We start from the raw sequence: 17,436 nt of genomic DNA on the forward strand, positions 1-17,436 counted from the left end.
GACACGTCAACGCGGAAGCATTGCCTCCCATGAAGTCGCTCTGCCTGTAGTTGTGAGTTCGGCTTGCCTGTAGTGGGTTCCGTCCGCGCCAACGTAGCCCCCGTCCTGGGGGTTGTACTGGGCCGCTCCTATCGTCGGTTGTCCCACCGACTCGTCTCCACTACCCGACGACGGTGTAATGCCCTGCTGCTCCAGATTCGGATCCCGTGGGTACGGCCCGACCACAGGCTGGTCGTTGGACAACGGTGCGAACTCCTCTTCGCTGTTGCACATGGCCGCGGTAGGTGCGCGCTTTCCCGGTTGGTTCATACACGGCGTATTGCGAACACCGCGCACGCCGATCGGGCTGTCCTGCGGCAGCTTGCAATAGAGGTCGTTCGGCGTGTCGATCATGCTCGTGTCCTCGGGCGGGCGCCACTGATCCGGTGGCAAGAAGCCCACCGTGCACGCAGGCGGATCCGAGACACCACTGATTCGGAAGTCGCCCAGGCCCCACTGAGTCCCGTTGCGGTTCGGTTGCACAGCCTGGATCATCGAGATGGCCGGCGGCAAGAGAACCAAGACCTGTTCGAGGCCCGGGTTGTAAGTGACCGCGAGCTGACCAACCGTGGTGACGTTTGCAAGCAAGACCGGCAGCGTCAGCTTCACCGAGTCGAGCAGCGCTGTGACCTCGTCGGCGAAGTCGGGGCCGGAGGCAAGCAAGGTCTTGATCTCCGGGGTGTTCGTCACCACCTGATCGGTGAACCCCTCCAGGTTCCGAGTCCACATCCGAATGGCATCCACCGTCTCGACCTGAGAATCGACAAGAGGCTTCGCGCCCTCCAGCATTGTCCTCGAATCGGTACCGACGTCGCGCAGCCCAGTGGCGAGAGTCGACGACGAGTCGAGCAGAGATTGCAGATCGTCACCGTTGCCACCGAGACTGCGGTTGAGTTCGTCCACGAGCGAGAACAGTTGATCCTTGGGGATGCTGGTCACCAGAGCGTTCAACTTCTCCAGCATGGGCGCCACCGGCGCAGGCAGGTCCACGTCACGCGAGTCGATCACCGATCCGTCACCCAGGTAAGGGGCTGCGTCCGTGCGCGGACGTAGTTCGACGTACTGCTCTCCCATCGCCGACATACTCCGAATGCTCGCCTGCAGGTCGGCCGGTATTCGCTGGTCGTCGTCGATCGACAAAGTTGCCTGGACGCCGTCGTCCGTCAACGACACATCGGTGACCTTTCCGACAACGACACCGCGATACGTGACGTTCGCGAACTCGTAGAGTCCACCGGCGCCCGAGGTACTCAGGGTCACGGAGATTCTTCCGATGTTCAGCTGAGTCTGAACTTGCATGTACGAGAACAGCATCACCCATGTGGCCACGACCGCCATCACGGTGAAGAGCGCAAGCTGAACGCGCGCGAGTTTCGACAGAATCATGGGCCCCCCTGCGGTGTGGTGTCGAGTGGACCGAACAGTGGGTGTCGCGGTTGCCGTTCGTAGCCCGGATCGCCGGGAGCGAAAGGAACGACGGCATTCGGATCGCCGAGCGCCGTTCCCAGCAACAACTCTCGGCGAAGCCGCGGAACAGTCAGATCGACCGTGGCGTGCAGATTCATGTAGTCACCCCGCACTGCTCTGTCGATCACCGACTGGCCGTACGGGAAGACCGGTGCATACGCAAGGGCCGAGTCGATCTCCGGACCGACCGCGGCGAGAGACCGCAACGTCGGTTCCAGGTGGCGCAAGTTCGTGAGTAGGTCGGCTTGTACCTCGTCGACGACACCCGTCGTGGTGTCACTGAAGACCCTCAGGCGATCGAGTGCGTGGACGATCTGTGGGGTCTCCGCGTCCAGGACGGCCAAACCTTCCGGAATCTTGGCGAGCGCATTGTCGATCACTGCGTCCTGTTCCGCGAATCCTGTACTCAATCGGTGGGCCTCGTTCAGGAGATTCACCACGTCTGCCCGTTGACGATCGAGGGTGCCTACGAAGTTCGTGAGGTTGCTCAGGAGGTCTCGCACCTCGTCTTCTCTGCCGCCCAGAGTGTCGTTGAGGGACTCGATGATTCCACCCAACTGACCCAAGCCGCCGCCGTTGACCACCGTGGAGACGGTCGACAGGGTCTCCTCGGTGGAGGGATACGAAGAGGACCGTTCGAGTGGAATCGTCGAACCCGCAGGCATCCGGCCTTCCGCTGCCTCTCCGGGAGGCGGGTCCAGCGCGAGGTGCATCGATCCCAACAGGCTTGTCTGACCCACGGTCGCAACAGCATTCCCTGGTACGACCGTGCCCTCCGCGACCCTTATCTCGACCTCGGCGTGCCATGCTTTCACTCGCAACGCGCCGACACTTCCGACCACCACGTCACCGATCTGCACCGGCGAGTTCTCGGTCAAGGTTCCGACATTCGCGATCTCGGCGGTGAGCATGAAGTCGTCGTCCGATGTGCCTACGGCTCCTGGAAGCGGAAGAGCCTCCACACCGCGCCACCCACAGCCCGCAACGAGGAGAACGGCACTGCACGCCACGAACGCGCGTCCGAGGCTGCTCTGCGATGACGTGATCACGGTGTACCACCACCGACAAGTGGGGCCAGCAAGTCTTCCAGCGAGTGTGTTTGCCGAGTCGGCGTGGGGTTCGCGGGTGCCGTCGGCCTCAGTTCCGGCTCGGTGTAGATCAAGTTCTCGTCAGTCGGGGTGGGCCCGAGTACCGGGTTCAGCGGCACAGGAAGATAGTTGAACGTCAGCATCGGTGCTATGGGACCGAGATACTCGGCGCACCTCCGGGCACCTTCCTCGGCCGTCAGATTCTCGATGCTGGCGACGGACGAGCAGATGAACTGCACGGGATTCGAGAAGTTGTTCACGGTGAATACCCCGGCCTCCGTGCCGACGTCGGGATTGTAGATGTTGTAGAAGTTGGCCATGCTCGAAGGGAATACATGGAGGAGCTGCTCGAGATCCCCCTTGCTGTCGACCAAGTTCTGGGTCACAGCCGAGAGTCGAGTCACCTGCTCCGACAATCCTTCCCGATTCGACGCCACGAATCGCTGAACGTCCCCGACTGCCACACTCAGGTTCGTCAGTGCTGCATCGAGATCGGATCGACTGCCGTTCAGCACTTCGGACATTGTCGCAAGTCGGTTCTCGAACTGAACGATCTGAGTCCCGCTGCTCTTGACGGCGTCGACGAACGTCGAGAGGTTGCGAATCGTGTCGGTGACGTTGCCCGTATTGTCTGCCAGCACGCGTCCGATGTCGGAAAGCTCGCGCAGAGCTCTGCCCAAAGTCTCACCGTTTCCCTCCAACGCAGTCGCACTCGAGTCGACGAAACGCCCCACCGAACTGTCCGAACCGGCCTGCGGTCCCAGATCGGTCGCGAGTCTGGTCAGCTGCTCCTTGACCTCGTCCCACTCCACCGGAACCGCAGTTCGTTCCCTCGGAATCGTCGCACCGTCGTCCATGACAGGCCCTTCCCCGGTATGCGCCGGGGTGAGCTGCACGAATCGGTCCGCGACGAGGTTCTGCGCCACGACGATCGCGGACGCGTCCGACGGAATACTCGTTCCACGGTCGACCTCCATGGACATCCGCACCGTCTGCCCCTGCGGGACGATGGAAGAGATACGCCCGACCTTCACCCCCGCGACCCGCACGTCGTCACCTTCGTAGATGCCGGTGGTGTTGGCGAATATCGCGTCGAGCGTGACGGGTCTCGTCCACTGCCGGTACACCACCGCCAGACCGGCGAGCAGTACGGCGATCACGACGACGGCGGCAAGGGATTTCTTCGAAGGCTTCATGATCCCGCGCTCTCCCCCGGTATCGGGAACTTGGCCGGCGGCTCGAGTCCGAAAGCTTGATCGATGAACGGTTGAATCAACGGACCTGGGATCAAGTTCGCGACGTACGCCTGATAAAAGGGACCGGCGGAGACGGCTTCTCCCTGCGTCTGCGCCGCCTTGGCCATCCCGGGAATGGCTTGCGAAATGTTGTCACGATTCCTCTCCAGCATCTCCAGAACAGAGTTCAACGACGCCAGGGTGGGAGCCAACTGTTCTTCGTTGTCGGCAACCAACAGTTCGAGTTGTCGCGCGACCGCAGCGGTGTTCGCAAGGAGTGAGGAGATGGCTTGGCGGCGCTGAACCAAGGTGTCCAGCAAGTCGTTCGAGTTGAGTATGAGGGTATTGACACGGTCTGCTCTGGAGGCAATCAGCGATGTCACGTCTTCGGTCGCCGCGAGCAGATCCTTCAATGTTCCGTCCCGCGCGTTCAGACCCCGCGAGATCTCGGCAAGTCCATCGAAGGTCGGGCCGAGGTCGGGTGCCACGTCGGTGAGCGTGGTGGACAGTACGTCCAGTGACTTGTTCAGCGAATCCGTGTCGATTCCCGACGCGTTGTCGGTCAGGTCGTCGACTGCTTCGTTCAGCGAATAGGGCGACGTGGTGCGACTACGCGGGATGACGTCACCGGGGCGCAACGCTCCCGGACCGGACGGGTCGACTGTCACTATCCTTTGTCCCAGCAGTGACCCGGTCCTGATCTGTACCGATGTCGTCTCACCGAGGGTGGTGCCGTCATCGACGCTGAAGGTCACTCTGGCGACACCGTCCACGAGTTCGACGTCGGAGACGGAACCGACACGGAACCCCGACACCAGTACGGAGGACCCGGACGAGAGTCCTGCCGCATCGGTGAATTCCGCTCGATACGACATGGACGTGTACGAGGTGATGATCTTGGTCATGTTCAGCCCGACCAACACGAGAAGCACGATGAACGTCAGGCCCAGGCAGCCGACCCTGATCAGGCGTTCTCCGCGATACTTGAACATCTAGTCGGAACACCTCCCGTTCGTCTGCTCGACCCACGGAAGGACCACGACCTGTCCCGAGGGGTCCGAGACTCGGACCGTCACCGCACACACGTAGTACTGGATGAAATTGCCGTAGACACCCGTCCGCACAAGTTTTTTGAAGTTGTCCGGCGCACGTTGCAAAGAGTCGTCCAACTTCTGCTTGTCGTGGTCGAGATTGGGTGCCAGTGCTGCCAATTGATCGATAGTCCCCGACAAGTTCGGTCGAGCCTGGGTGAGCAAGTCCGCGACGGACGCCGTTCCGTTGTCGAGAGCAACGATGGCGTCACCGATCGGATCTCGCTGACGGCTGAGTTCGTCGATGACCGTTCCCAATCGGTCGATGGTCTCGCCCAGTCGATCACGATTGGAGTTCAAGGTTTCCATGACCTTTGTCAGCTGGTCGATCAACTGATCGATGACCTCGACATTGTCTCCGAGAGTGGAGAACAACGAGCCGCTGCTCTCGAAGAGGGCGTCGACCGTTCCGCGCTGCCCCTGCATCACATCGAGAATCGCAGAACTCAGCGCGTTCACCTCGTCGGGCTGCAATCCTGCGATCACGGGCTTCAGTCCCCCGAGCAACACGTCCAAGTCGAGCGCCGGACTGGTCCGCGAAGCGGGAATGACCGAGTTCTCCTGCAATGTGGAGGCACCGATACCTTCCGTCAGTTCCAGGTATCGGTCGCCAACGAGGTTGAGATAGCGCACCGCTGCACCCGTATCGTCGGGAAGTCCGACGTCGCGGTCCACATCGAATGCAACGTGGACCTGATTGTCGGAGTCGAGGTCGACGTCACCGACGGTGCCGACCCTGACTCCCGCTATCCGGACGGTGTCGCCCGAACGCAGACTGGAGGCATCGTCGAAGATCGCGCGGTATCGCACAGTGTCGCCGGACCGATAGTCGCTGAAGACCAACAGCAGAAAGGCAGCCACCACGATCATCACCGTGCTGAACGCCACGAACTTCAGCGTCGTCGAATCGACCTTGGCCCTCATCGCGGCGCACCATCCGGGATGGGTCCGAAGAGTGCCTGCTGCAAGCTCGATACGTTCAACTCCAGACCCGGACGATCGGGTGCGTGGGGATTCGCGCCCGTATCGGCGACTACGTACGGTGGCCGTTCCTGAAAACCGACAGGCAGCACCGAGCACTGGGGGCCGCCGGTCGCGGCGACCTTCGGAAGGTTGTCACGGGAGTCGTACGGCTCGATTCCCCAGAGAAAGTTCGCGGACAGACCGAGGCCGGGTACATCGGCGGGCGGCGACACGGCCAAGTCGGCGAATCCGTTCAGCGTACAAGTCAGCGCTTCGTTGTACTCGTCGGTCAACGCGGTCGTGGGCACCAGCAGGTCCAGCGCGGTTGCCAACGGACCCCGGTTCTCGTCCAGCACAGCCGTGCCGACGTCCGAGAGACCGATGACACTGGTCAAGAAGGCATCGAGCCCGTCTTGTTCGGCCACCAAGGTCTCGCTGATCTCGCTCGCATTGTCGACCGTGCCCAGCAGCGAGTCGGTACTGTCTGCATACACTTCCAACACTTCCGGCGTTTCGCGTATCAGCTCGTCGAGCTCCGGCAACGCTGGGTTCGTCTCCCGTAGAAAAGAATTGAAGTCTTCGAGCGTTCGGCCGAGCTGGTCTCCCCTACCACTCAGTCCGCTCGAAATTGCGGTGAGCGCCGCATTGAGTTCTGTCGGCCGGATCGACGAGAGCACCCTCGTCAGTTCACCGAAGACGGTGTTGACTTCGATTTCGACATCTTCGGAGGTCAGCACCTGGTCAGGCTGTAATCGCGTCGGTGCTGGGTTCCGGGGCGCCTCGAACAGAACGCTCTTGGCTCCGAACACCGTCGGCGCCGCAAGTTCGACTCGCACATTGGTCGGGATCTTCTCCAGCTGGCCCGGATCCATCGCGAGCGTCAGTTCGGCAGTGTCGGGCCTGTTGTAGTTGACGTCCGACACTCTGCCGACCGTCACGCCCCGCATCTTCACTTTCGCGTCGACGTCCATCACCAAACCTGCACGTGGCACGACCACGGTCACGGCTGTCGCCCGCTCTGCCCCGCCGGAGAAGATCACGACTGCCGTCGCACACAGTGCAGCAACGACCACCAGCATTGCGATTCCGGCAAGTGGCCGCACCACGTTCTGAGACATTTTCACGGTTCACCCGGAGAAGTTGAAGTTGCCGTTGGATCCGTAGATCGCGAGGGACACCAACAAGGTCACCGTCACCACTGCGATGAGTGAGGTCCGAACCGCGTCGCCGACTGCGACCCCGACGCCCGCAGGCCCACCACTTGCAAAGAAGCCGAAATACGTGTGAATCAAGAGAATCAGCAGCGCCATCACGAATGCCTGAACGAACGACCAGATCAAATCGATCGGGTTGAGGAAAGTGTTGAAGTAGTGCGCATACAGGCCGGACGATTGTCCGAGCAGAAAGACAGTCGTGAATCGACACGCGACGAAGGACGCGATCAACGCAATCGCGTACAGGGGCGCAATCACGATCATTCCCGCTGCAATTCTGGTACTGACGACATAGGCGACGGGATTGATCCCCAGAGACTCGAGGGCGTCGATCTCCTCGCCGATCCGCATGGCACCGATCTGGGCCGTGGCGCCGGCTCCGAAAGTCGCCGCCAACCCGATGCCGACGACGACAGGAGCCGCGATACGCACGTTGATGAACGCCGAGAGGAAACCGGTGAGTGCTTCGATACCGATGTCACCCAGGGTGCTGTATCCCTGCACCGCAAGAGTGCTACCCGTTGCGAGAGTGAGGAATCCGACGATGACGACCGTACCTCCGATGAGTGCGAGGTTTCCCGAACCCATGGACGTCTCGGCCACCAGGCGAAGCGTCTCTCGTCTGTAGCGAAGCACCGAGTGCGGAACGCTACGAAGCGCGCGCACATAGAAGATCGCGTGGTCGCCCATTCGACCAAGTGTGTTCACCGGTCGTCGCAGTTCCCTGAACAATCTCGGATGGCGGCGGCTGGGGACGATCGATTGCGGGGAGCTTTTCGGTACAGGAATGAACACCATCGCCGCCTACCTCGCCGTCAACTGCACACCGATGGCGGTGATCACGACATTCACTACGAACAACGCCATGAAGGCATACACCACTGTCTCGTTCACCGCGTTACCAACAGATTTGGCCCCTCCGGACACGATCAGCCCGCGATAGCAGGCAACGATCCCGGCGATCAATCCGAACAGGAGAGCCTTCAACGAGGACAGAAGAACCTCGGTCGTGCCGGTCAACAACGTTATTCCCGCAGCGAATGCGCCCGGATTGACGCCTTGCACGAACACGGAGAAGACATATCCACCCGCGATACCGATGAAGCAGACCAGGCTGTTCAGCAACAAGGCCACCAAGCCGGAAGCAAGCACTCGAGGCGTGACCAACCGTTGAATCGGATTGATTCCGAGTACCTCCATGGCCTGGATCTCCTCGCGGATCGTGCGAGAGCCGAGATCCGCGCACATGGCGGTGGCACCCGCGCCTGCAACGATCAACACAGTCACCATGGGACCGACCTGGGTTACCGATCCGAAGGCAGCGCCGGCGCCGCTGAGGTCTGCTGCGCCGAGTTCGCGCAGCAGAATATTGATCGTGAAGCTGACCAGGACGGTGAACGGGATGGCGACGAGAATCGTCGCCATCAACGAGACGCGTGCGACGAACCACGACTGTTCGATGAACTCACGGGTCTGAAACGGGCGGCGGAAAGCGAACTTGAAGGCATCGGCCCCCATTTCGAACAGCCCACCGACAGCCGTGAGCGGAACCGCTGAGAACCGCGCGGCACCACGGCCGGCAGCGCGGGGTTTCCGGGTCCCCGACGGACTCACGGCCGCACGCATTCACACATCGCCCGGCTGTACTGCGCCCGAGAAGCATCGACCCGGACCACGGCCGCGGCTCGCCACCTGCACGAGTGATCGCGCGCCTGGTAGGTGGCAACAAATGCACGCACTGTCGATACCCCTTGCTGTCGAAATCGAATTCCGCGATCGAATCGCAGAGTACGTCCGGCGGCGACCCACCTCGCTGAGACAAACCACTGAGTGGGACCGACGATCGTGGCAGTGCGAGCCACGACGCGCCTACGCGTCGTACGTCCCGTGCGTCATGCGCCGATGTCGGTGGCCGAAACTTCCGTCTTCCATGGCACCGTACGAGCTAGTGTCGGCATTGTGAGGGAGCATGATTCGGCTCGCGACTGGGCCGAGAGCGGGATCTTGTCGTTGACCGGTAGGGCCGACGGCTCACCGATCATGCCGCCGGGTGTCGGAGCGTCCGCGGCACGAACCATGTCGACCTTCCTGGCGGCCGCGACCATGGACACTCGGGCCAGGATTTCTGTCGACGGCGCGGCCTTGCTCGGAGAGCGTGCAGCTTTCACAGGACGGACTCGCAACGGCCGGGTTTCCGTCGGCGGGCATACGCGGCTTCTGCCGACACTGACCGGCTGGGCCGCGATTTCCTGCGCACGTGCGGACGACGTTGCGCTGCTCGGCGCCCTGGTCGAGCAGGACCTGTCGACGACCGATCCCTGGCCGGCGGTCGAGGACTGGCTGGCTGGTCGAGATGTCGAGGAGATCGAATCGCGGATCGAGCTCCTGGGTATCGCGGGCGGCGTCGTTCCCACGGAGATCCCGACCACTCGCAAGGCGGTGAACCTCTGTCCGGGTGGAAGCCGGCCCATCGCAGGAGCCCTGGTGGTCGACTTCAGTGCGTTGTGGGCGGGACCGTTGTGCGCACACCTGCTCGGTCTCGGTGGTGCACGGGTGATCAAAGTCGAGACGCCACAACGTCCGGACGGAGCCCGACGCGGAAACCCTGATTTCTACGACCTGCTTCACGGTGGACACGAATCCGTGTGTCTGGACCCGTCGACACCGGAAGGGCGGAAAGCACTGAGCGAACTCGTGACGAGAGCAGACATCGTCATCGAGGCTTCGCGTCCGCGTGCGCTCGCCCGATTCGGCCTCGATGCCGAGAGGTTCGTCGACGCGGGGTGCGTCTGGGTGTCGATCACTGCGCGGGGCCGGGAGTCGGACCGCATCGGTTTCGGCGACGATGTGGCCGGATCCGCGGGTTTGGTCGCCCTCGACAACGACGGGTGCCCAGTGTTCGTGGGCGACGCGATCGCAGATCCTCTCGCGGGGCTCACGGCTGCCACCGTGGTCCTCTCGAGTCCGCCCGGCCGTGGCCGCCTGTGCGACATATCGATGTCCGACGTGATCGCGTCCACCCTGTCGAGCCAGGACCTTGCCACGAACAATCCGTCCGAGTCGGCGTTCGGCACTCACCTGCCTGTGGCCCCACGTCGGCGCCCCCTCCACACACCGGCGCCTACGACCGGCGAGAACACGGTCGGAACGCTGGCGAGCCTGGGTATCGCAGTCCCATGAACCACACGGTCATTCGCAACACCGAGGTCGATGGCGTGTCCGGACTCGACATTCGGATCGAGCACGGCGCGATCACCGCGATAGGCCCTCACCTCGAAGCCGGTACCGCTTCGATACTCGACGCCGACGGCAGCGCGACGATACCCGGACTCACCGACCACCACCTGCACCTGCACGCACTGGCCGCTGCCGATCGTTCCGTCGACTGTGGGCCGCCGGCCGTGCGTACGCCGGCCGATATGGCCTCTTCATTGGTATCTGCCGTCGCCGATTCCGGCGGCTGGGTTCGAGGTGTTCGGTACAGCGAGACAGTCGCCGGCGACCTCGACCGCAAGGGGCTCGATCGCCTTCACGCGATACGTCCCGTTCGGATCCAACACCGAAGTGGAGCATTGTGGATCATGAACAGCCTCGGCGTCGAGGCTTCGGCGCTCGACGGCGCGGTACATCCAGGTATCGAACGTGACCTCGACGGCACACCTACCGGCCGAATCTGGCGAGCAGACACATGGCTGCGCGACCGACTCCCCAAGGACGACCCGCCCGACTTGAGCTCCATCGGCCGCGCGCTGGCGGCAATGGGCATCACGTCCGTGACCGACGCGTCGCCCGACCTCGCCGCCGGATCGGTCGCTGCTATCCGTGACGCGATGGAGTCGGGGGCGTTACCCCAACGTGTACGCCTACTCGGACTGCCTCTCGACGACGCTTTCGAGCCGAATGGCGCGACCGACGGTCGACTCACTCGAGGTCCGTACAAGATCGTCATGGAGGACTCGGCCCCGGCTCGACCGGATGCACTGATCGATGTCATCCGATACGCCCACAGCCTGAACCGACCGGTGGCGGTGCATTGCGCCAGCCTCGAGTCACTGGTGCTGTTGCTGTTCGCTTTCGAGACGGTTGGGTGCATCGACGGTGATCGTGTCGAGCACGCATCGCTCGTTCCGCGTGAATGTATCGCACAGATCAGAGAACTCGGCCTCCGAGTCGTCTCGCAACCGGGATTCATCGCCGACCGCGGTGACGACTATCTCCGTGATGTGGAACCGAGGGATCTGCCCGGGTTGTACCGCTGCAGCTCATTCGTCGACGAGGGCGTCCCGTTGGCGCTCTCGAGCGACGCTCCGTACGGCCCGCTCGACCCCTGGACCGTGATATCGGCCGCAGCCGATCGGCGGGCACGATCGGGTACGACGGTCGTTCCGAGGGAATGCATCTCGGCTGCACGTGCACTGGACGCCTATTCGAGTCCGTCCGACGATCCCGGCGGGAGTCCGGCACGTATCGCCGTGGGGGCCACCGCCGATCTCGTCGTGCTGAACGGACCTGTATCCGAGGTCGTCGCCCAACCGTCCACAACCACTGTCCGAGCAACCTATATCGCAGGCAACCGTGTCTGAATACTGTCCACGAGCCCCCATCGCAGTGCTGTTGTCGCATCGACGACTTCTCCCGTGAGCATCATCCACGCCGCACGCCACCGGCCGATCCGTCTGGTGACACTCACCGTTCCCCCCGCCCCGGGAATCAGCCCCATGGATATTTCGGGGAGACGGAAACGCGCCGAGGGGTCGGCCACGACACGCCCCGCGAACGCCGCCAATTCCAATCCACCACCGACTACTGCTCCGTGAACATGGACCTTGCATCTGTCTCCGAGACGCTCGGCCAATCGGTGGATCTGCTCACCGGGACGGTATTGGGTTCTGACCAGGTGTGCAGTCGATGGGTCCGGAGTCGTCCCGAACTCGGTCAGATCGCCCCCACTGCTGAAAGACTCCCCACGCCCCGTGATGACGACCTCGGTCAGCGCCTCGTCGAGGACTGCAACATCGAGGGCCTCGATCAGCGCATCTCGCATGCGCGCATCGATCGCATTCCTGCAGTTCTCGCGATCGAGCTCCACGACGAGGGTGTCACGGTCACGTTCGACTTTCACGAACGGACCGATGTCCGATTTCGAGGGGTAACTCGCATTCGCCAGCCAACGGAGATACTCCGGACCTGCCTGCAGAGTCGAGTAACCGAGCGACTCCACGACGAGGGCCGAGCGTACGTCGAGTTCGTGGCTCGTGCGCAGAATCTCGACACAGGTGAAGCAAGCCAGCGGACTTCCGTGTAACGATTCCACCATTCTGTCGACGGCTGGTCCCAGAGATTCGACTCGTACCGCGTGTCGGTCGTCGGGCCCCTCCGTATGAAGAGTCAGCGACAACGCGCCGAGAAGCTCGGGGCACGCCGTATCGGTGGGTCCGACCCCGACCAGGATTCGACGAGACCGACGCGCATGGTGCACCGCGCTCGCCCATACGTCACGGTCGACTCCACCCACCTCCGGCAGTTCCACAAAGGTGAGCACGTCGCCGGGCGTAACCGGATCGAGGGCCCCGGCCGACAAGCCCTCCAGAGTTACCGAGTCGGTCATACCCGTGCTTCTCGCAACTGCAGAGCGGGGCACTACGCCGGGATCGGCTCGGCCACGTCGTCCGACTCTTCGAACTCGCTCCTCGCAGCTTTGAGAAGGAGAAGCGGAGTCGCAACCTTCCACGCGAGGTACGCGAAGCACGGAAGCCAGAACGCGAACAGTCCGCTCCAGGCCAATGGTCCGTCCTTGACGACGAAGATGAACACCCCCGGTGTCAGGACGACGCCGAGGAAGAAGTTCAAGTAGGCGAACCACCGCGGGAAGACGGGCGTCCTACGCTTGTCGAGGAGAACGGCGAAACCGATCACGAGAACCTGCAGCACGAATATGAGCGCGAAACCGACGTAGAAAAAGAAGTACATGTCGGTGAGCACCTGCAAGATCTCCGGTGACCGCTCTTCGGGTCGGTATGCCGCAACCGAGATCACGAACAGTGGGTACATGAACCCGATCGGGGCAACGACGCCGGTGAGTAGCTGGATGATCGAGAGCGGGCCCCATCCGCGCTCGATTCTTCGCATCTGCCAACTCGTGGTGGTCACGAACAGGTACTCCAACGGAATGACGAAGGAGATGACAACGGACGACCACAGGATCCCGGATCGGTTGTCGATCAGGAACTCCTTGACCCATTCGGCCGATTCGGACGGAGAGAAGGGCGGCTGAAGTCTGGCGAAACCGAACCAACACACGCCGATCACTATCATCACCAAGAAGCCGGACAGCGCCGACCATCTCTGAAACTGGTAGAGAACATTCTTGTTCATCGAGACTCCTTCGATCGGTGACGACAACGGGTGCGGCTACGTCAATCGCAAGACAATCAGTGTGATCACAGGACATCTCCCGGCGCACCGTGATTCCGATCAGCGGGATGCCCCAAAGCACGAAAATGACTTCGGAACAGGCAATTCCGTGTTTTCGAGACGTCGTTCGGTGCTGTAGACGACATGCAGCTCCGGCTACCGACCGTCCGCCATGTCCCGGACGGCAAGGTAGGAAAAGGCCAGAGACGAGCCGATCGGAGTTCCCGCACCGGGGTAGACGCCACCCGACATCGCGGCCATGGTGTTGCCTGTTGCATACAAGCCCTCGATCACCTTTCCATCCTCCGCCAGTACGCGTGCGTGCTCGTCGGTCTTCAATCCACCCTTGGTGCCGATATCGGACAGCCGGATGGTTGCGGCATAGAAGGGAGGTGTGTCGATCGCACCCAACAGCGGGTTCGGAATGTCCTGCGGCAATGGAACCAGGTAGTTCTGCACCGGATGGGCCGCGAATCCGACGATGTGATGGAACATCTGGTCCCAGGGAGTCTCTCCGCGACGGAAGCTTTCGTCGACACCGGTCTTCGAGAAGATGTTGAATTGGTCGACGGTCCTACCCAAGTTCTCGAAGGGAACACCGATCTTCTCCGCGAGTTCTTCCAGGCTGTTCGCCTTCACGAGCGCTCCGGACTCGAACCACTCGGGTGAAATGGGCTGTGCAGGGTCGCCACCGAAGCCGTCGCGATCGATCTGCTTCTGGTCGAGAATCCACCGAACCGGCATGTGCGATACACCCGATGTTGCCTCTGCGTTGTAGATCGCGTGACCCGATTGATCGTACGGCTGCGTCTCGTTGGTGAATCTCTCACCGGCTCCGTTGACCCAGATCCCGGCACGGATCCCGCTCTGGAAGACGGGCTTTCCGTCCGGCTGAACGAGTCCGGGGACGAACCATGCCTCGTCCAACAGACCTGTTGCGGCGCCGACCGCGATACCTGCCTTCAAGGCATCACCGGTGTTGCTGTGTACACCGTTCGACCATTCGCCCGTGAGAGGCACCTTGCCGTGCTCTGCGCGCAACTCGGCGTTGTGCTCGAAACCGCCCGCGGCAAGAAGCACACCTCGTTCGGCGCGGTAGGTGACCTCCTGGCCGTCGCGCTCGGCAAGGACGCCGACGACTCGACCGTCCTCGACGACCAGGCTCCGCAGGGGGGTCTCGAGGAGCAGCGTTGCGTTGCCGGTATCGAGAAGAGCTTTCAACGTACGTCCGGCCAGTGCGCGCCCTCCGGACAGCACGGGGCCTTCCGCCTCACCCCATCGCTCTTCCGGAATCGATCTGCGCACAATATCCGCGTGCTCTCCCAGATCCGCCACAGGAAGCGGAGCAGGGAAGATCGTGTTTCCCGCAGGGGACGATCCGGGAACAGAGGCGAAGTACTCGGGGACCGGCTGATGGAAGAATTGCTCGAACCAGGGGTTCGTCTCCAACTCGTCGATCAGCTCGGGGCCGGCCTTCAGATACGCATCCTGCAACGGCTCGCGGGACGGGTCGTCCACCAAGGCGCGAAGGTACTTCCGTGCATCTTCGAGACCGTCCCCGAACCCGGCACGCACGCACGGCGCGCTGCCCGGATACCAGAGGCCGGCACCCGAGTACGCCAGCGTGCCGCCGACCTTGTCCGTCTTCTCGATGACAAGGGTTCGTAGACCCCTCGACGCGGCGACATAGGCACCGACAAGCCCTCCTCCCGTACCAACGACGATTACATCGAACGTGTCCGTGTCAGTGGTCATGATGACTTCCTCCTGTATTGATTGCCCCGCGTATCGCGAAGCCATGGGTGAGTTGTCCGAGAATCACGCGAAAACGAAGAGGCCCGACAGAACCATCCACATGGCAACGCAATAGCACTCGAAGGTGGTACGTAGCTCCCACGGTGCGTGACGCAGTTCCATGAAATCCAGGCCGACGAGTCGAACCTTGACGGTTGCGATCGCAAGGACGACGACCGCTGCGAGGGTGCCGCCGTGTGAATCGAGGGTCAGCAGCGGACCCACGACAGCGGCAAGGACGAGAACCGTCCACGTCACGATGACGCGTACCGGAAGGAGCTCTCTCGACACCATGTTTCACACCGCCAGATAGACGACCGGGAACAGGACCATCCACAGCAGATCCACGAGGTGCCAGTAGCACGACCCACCCTCGAACAGCAGACGCCGAGTACCGGAACGGTCGGACGACACCCGCGACTGCGAGAAGAGGACCCACAAGACGACCAGACCGATGACCACATGGAAGAGATGTGTGCCCGTCAGAATGAAGAACCACATGTAGTAGGTGTCGGCAGCAGGGGAATGTCCACTGTCGATCATGTGGACGTACTCGGTGATCTTGAGTCCGCAGAACACGACTCCGCAAGCCATTGCTGCGAAGTACAGCTTCGAGGCGAGCGTGTGCCGACCCGTTCGTACGGCGTTCAATGCCATCACGACAACGAGGGAACTGACGAGCAGAATCATCGTGTTCGTCAGTCCGATGGACAGCCCGATCGCCTCACGCGAAGCCGTGAACTCCGACGGTTCCTTTGCTCGTTCCATCAGAAACGCGACGAAGAAGAAGGCGAATACGACCATGTCGCCGAGTAGGAACACCCACAAGCCGGGCTCGCCGGGGATGTGACCTCTCGTGTCTGTGTCGGTCCCGCCGTCGAGGGACGCATCGGTCTTGCTCGTCACGTGAGGCGCCCTCCGTCCGGACTCGGTTCGGCCGGCTCGTGTCGCACCGTGCCGGAACAGCCAGTGTTGCGAAGTGCGTTCGGTTCGCAGCAATCGAATCCCGCTCACCGAGACTCCACCGAAATCGACACGACCGCATGTACTCCGACGGTGGCGCCGCAATACCCGCTGGTAGTGCGCAGAGGATCGAAACCAACTCTGTTTCATCACGATTCAGCTCGCCGAGTCCTGTCCCACTGGGCGGGAAGCGCATCACACATCCGGTGCGTGGCGGTTGTAATCCCAGGAACGACGCCACACCCGACACCCGTGCAACCGCGAGAGAGGCTCGAGAAACATGACCGGTGCAATCTCCTTCGACACCACGCGGAAGACTGCCGAGGTAGACGGGCTGTCGCTCGCATATCACGAGGCGGGCGAGGGTGAACCGCTGATCATGCTGCACGGATCGGGCCCCGGCGTCAGCGCGTGGTCGAACTTCCAGCACAACTTGCCGTTCTTCGCGAAGACATTTCGTGTGATCATGCCCGACCTTCCTGGCTTCGGCGGAAGCGATCTGCCCGTTCTCGACGAGGTGTACACGATCACGACAGCCAGAAAGATTGCCGATTTCATGGATCACCTCGGCATCGAATCCGCGTACTTCGTGGGAAATTCGATGGGCGGGGCGGTCGCTGCCGAGCTCGCGGCACTACATCCCCATCGTGTTCGGAGAATGGCATTGATGGGGTCGGGCGGCTTGTCGGTCGGAATCTTCCAGTCGGAACCGAGCGAGGGATTCCTCCGCTTGTTCGAGTTCCTCGAGGACCCCACCCGCGAGCGAATGATCGGCTGGATCAAGACGATGGTTTTCGACAAGAGCCTCATCACGGACGAGCTGATCGACGAACGGATGGACAATGCTCTTGCCGACGGGGTCATCGACAGAACCAAGGCCATCTTCGGCTCTCTGTTCGACCCCGGAAAACGAGCCAAGTACACCCCTCTGTGGACGGTGGCGTCGACCATCACCACTCACACCTTGCTCCTGTGGGGCAGGGACGATCGAATGCTCCCCTACGACCAGGCACATTTCGCCACGAGGTGGATGCCCGAAGTGGAGCTTCACACGTTCGCACACTGTGGTCATTGGATCCAGATAGAGAGGAGAGCGGACTTCGAGCGCGTCGTACAGGAATTCCTGACCCGAGAGACAACCACCCCGACCGGTTGAGATGAACCGACC

At 62.0% G+C, this 17,436-nt stretch carries 16 protein-coding genes; 3 read left to right on the plus strand and 13 right to left on the minus strand.

Annotation, left to right across the window (positions count from 1 at the left end):
- Positions 1–6: 6 nt before the first annotated feature.
- From ACFWO3_RS18660 to ACFWO3_RS18695, 8 genes are all read right to left on the minus strand, one after another.
- Complete coding sequence (locus tag ACFWO3_RS18660) at positions 7–1,425, minus strand: MlaD family protein (protein ID WP_378580464.1); 1,419 nt, start codon at positions 1,423–1,425, stop codon at positions 7–9.
- On the minus strand, positions 1,422–2,555 hold the full coding sequence (locus ACFWO3_RS18665) for an MCE family protein (RefSeq protein ID WP_378580466.1): 1,134 nt from the start codon (positions 2,553–2,555) through the stop codon (positions 1,422–1,424). Before ACFWO3_RS18665 ends, ACFWO3_RS18660 begins: the two co-directional genes overlap by 4 nt.
- Complete coding sequence (locus tag ACFWO3_RS18670) at positions 2,552–3,790, minus strand: MCE family protein (protein ID WP_378580468.1); 1,239 nt, start codon at positions 3,788–3,790, stop codon at positions 2,552–2,554. The genes ACFWO3_RS18665 and ACFWO3_RS18670 overlap by 4 nt, the downstream gene beginning before the upstream one ends.
- Positions 3,787–4,821: an MCE family protein gene (locus ACFWO3_RS18675; protein ID WP_378580470.1), complete on the minus strand. Its 1,035-nt coding sequence runs from the start codon at positions 4,819–4,821 to the stop codon at positions 3,787–3,789. The genes ACFWO3_RS18670 and ACFWO3_RS18675 overlap by 4 nt, the downstream gene beginning before the upstream one ends.
- Entirely contained in the window at positions 4,822–5,844 is a 1,023-nt protein-coding gene (locus ACFWO3_RS18680) for an MCE family protein (protein WP_378580472.1), read from the minus strand.
- Entirely contained in the window at positions 5,841–7,001 is a 1,161-nt protein-coding gene (locus tag ACFWO3_RS18685) for an MCE family protein (RefSeq protein ID WP_378580474.1), read from the minus strand. The genes ACFWO3_RS18680 and ACFWO3_RS18685 overlap by 4 nt, the downstream gene beginning before the upstream one ends.
- 9 nt (positions 7,002–7,010) lie before the next feature.
- Positions 7,011–7,787 carry an ABC transporter permease gene (locus ACFWO3_RS18690; RefSeq protein WP_378580476.1) on the minus strand — a complete coding sequence of 259 codons (777 nt, stop codon included), beginning with the start codon at positions 7,785–7,787 and terminating at the stop codon, positions 7,011–7,013.
- A 114-nt stretch (positions 7,788–7,901) separates the two neighbouring features.
- Positions 7,902–8,723 (minus strand): MlaE family ABC transporter permease, encoded by an 822-nt coding sequence (locus ACFWO3_RS18695; protein ID WP_378580478.1) that lies wholly within the window; start codon positions 8,721–8,723, stop codon positions 7,902–7,904.
- A gap of 333 nt (positions 8,724–9,056) precedes the next feature.
- Here ACFWO3_RS18695 and ACFWO3_RS18700 point away from each other — a divergent pair, with 333 nt between their 5' ends.
- Positions 9,057–10,277, plus strand: a complete 1,221-nt coding sequence (locus ACFWO3_RS18700; RefSeq protein ID WP_378580480.1) for a CoA transferase — start codon at positions 9,057–9,059, stop codon at positions 10,275–10,277.
- Positions 10,274–11,680 carry an amidohydrolase family protein gene (locus tag ACFWO3_RS18705; RefSeq protein ID WP_378580482.1) on the plus strand — a complete coding sequence of 469 codons (1,407 nt, stop codon included), beginning with the start codon at positions 10,274–10,276 and terminating at the stop codon, positions 11,678–11,680. Before ACFWO3_RS18700 ends, ACFWO3_RS18705 begins: the two co-directional genes overlap by 4 nt.
- Here ACFWO3_RS18705 and ACFWO3_RS18710 read toward each other — a convergent pair.
- The 5 genes from ACFWO3_RS18710 to ACFWO3_RS18730 form a co-directional block, all read right to left on the minus strand.
- The gene (locus ACFWO3_RS18710; RefSeq protein ID WP_378580484.1) at positions 11,656–12,705 is read right to left on the minus strand and encodes an enoyl-CoA hydratase/isomerase family protein; all 1,050 of its coding nucleotides are present in this window, start codon (positions 12,703–12,705) and stop codon (positions 11,656–11,658) included. The two genes, ACFWO3_RS18705 and ACFWO3_RS18710, sit on opposite strands and share 25 nt — an antisense overlap.
- A gap of 32 nt (positions 12,706–12,737) precedes the next feature.
- Entirely contained in the window at positions 12,738–13,472 is a 735-nt protein-coding gene (locus ACFWO3_RS18715) for a hypothetical protein (protein WP_378580486.1), read from the minus strand.
- Between the two features lie 195 nt (positions 13,473–13,667).
- Complete coding sequence (locus tag ACFWO3_RS18720) at positions 13,668–15,266, minus strand: FAD-binding protein (protein ID WP_378580488.1); 1,599 nt, start codon at positions 15,264–15,266, stop codon at positions 13,668–13,670.
- 63 nt (positions 15,267–15,329) lie between these two features.
- Complete coding sequence (locus ACFWO3_RS18725) at positions 15,330–15,599, minus strand: cytochrome C oxidase subunit IV family protein (RefSeq protein ID WP_378580490.1); 270 nt, start codon at positions 15,597–15,599, stop codon at positions 15,330–15,332.
- A gap of 3 nt (positions 15,600–15,602) precedes the next feature.
- On the minus strand, positions 15,603–16,211 hold the full coding sequence (locus ACFWO3_RS18730) for a cytochrome c oxidase subunit 3 (protein WP_378580492.1): 609 nt from the start codon (positions 16,209–16,211) through the stop codon (positions 15,603–15,605).
- A 337-nt stretch (positions 16,212–16,548) separates the two neighbouring features.
- Here ACFWO3_RS18730 and ACFWO3_RS18735 point away from each other — a divergent pair, with 337 nt between their 5' ends.
- A complete protein-coding gene (locus tag ACFWO3_RS18735) occupies positions 16,549–17,424 on the plus strand; it encodes an alpha/beta fold hydrolase (protein ID WP_378580494.1) in 876 nt (291 codons plus the stop codon).
- The last annotated feature ends 12 nt before the right edge of the window (positions 17,425–17,436 follow it).

The sequence above is a fragment of the Rhodococcus sp. NPDC058521 genome (assembly GCF_042719695.1).
Lineage (GTDB): Bacteria > Actinomycetota > Actinomycetes > Mycobacteriales > Mycobacteriaceae > Rhodococcus_F.

Bases quoted from the DNA above. Each gene is read 5' to 3' on its own strand.
- ACFWO3_RS18695 (WP_378580478.1), bottom strand. From the start codon at position 8,723: ATGCGTGCGGCCGTGAGTCCGTCGGGGACCCGGAAACCCCGCGCTGCC.
- ACFWO3_RS18715 (WP_378580486.1), bottom strand. From the start codon at position 13,472: ATGAACAAGAATGTTCTCTACCAGTTTCAGAGATGGTCGGCGCTGTCC.
- ACFWO3_RS18735 (WP_378580494.1), top strand. From the start codon at position 16,549: ATGACCGGTGCAATCTCCTTCGACACCACGCGGAAGACTGCCGAGGTA.
- ACFWO3_RS18675 (WP_378580470.1), bottom strand. From the start codon at position 4,821: ATGTTCAAGTATCGCGGAGAACGCCTGATCAGGGTCGGCTGCCTGGGC.
- ACFWO3_RS18705 (WP_378580482.1), top strand. From the start codon at position 10,274: ATGAACCACACGGTCATTCGCAACACCGAGGTCGATGGCGTGTCCGGA.
- ACFWO3_RS18660 (WP_378580464.1), bottom strand. From the start codon at position 1,425: ATGATTCTGTCGAAACTCGCGCGCGTTCAGCTTGCGCTCTTCACCGTG.
- ACFWO3_RS18725 (WP_378580490.1), bottom strand. From the start codon at position 15,599: ATGGTGTCGAGAGAGCTCCTTCCGGTACGCGTCATCGTGACGTGGACG.
- ACFWO3_RS18710 (WP_378580484.1), bottom strand. From the start codon at position 12,705: ATGACCGACTCGGTAACTCTGGAGGGCTTGTCGGCCGGGGCCCTCGAT.
- ACFWO3_RS18670 (WP_378580468.1), bottom strand. From the start codon at position 3,790: ATGAAGCCTTCGAAGAAATCCCTTGCCGCCGTCGTCGTGATCGCCGTA.
- ACFWO3_RS18680 (WP_378580472.1), bottom strand. From the start codon at position 5,844: ATGAGGGCCAAGGTCGATTCGACGACGCTGAAGTTCGTGGCGTTCAGC.
- ACFWO3_RS18685 (WP_378580474.1), bottom strand. From the start codon at position 7,001: ATGTCTCAGAACGTGGTGCGGCCACTTGCCGGAATCGCAATGCTGGTG.
- ACFWO3_RS18720 (WP_378580488.1), bottom strand. From the start codon at position 15,266: ATGACCACTGACACGGACACGTTCGATGTAATCGTCGTTGGTACGGGA.
- ACFWO3_RS18690 (WP_378580476.1), bottom strand. From the start codon at position 7,787: ATGGGCGACCACGCGATCTTCTATGTGCGCGCGCTTCGTAGCGTTCCG.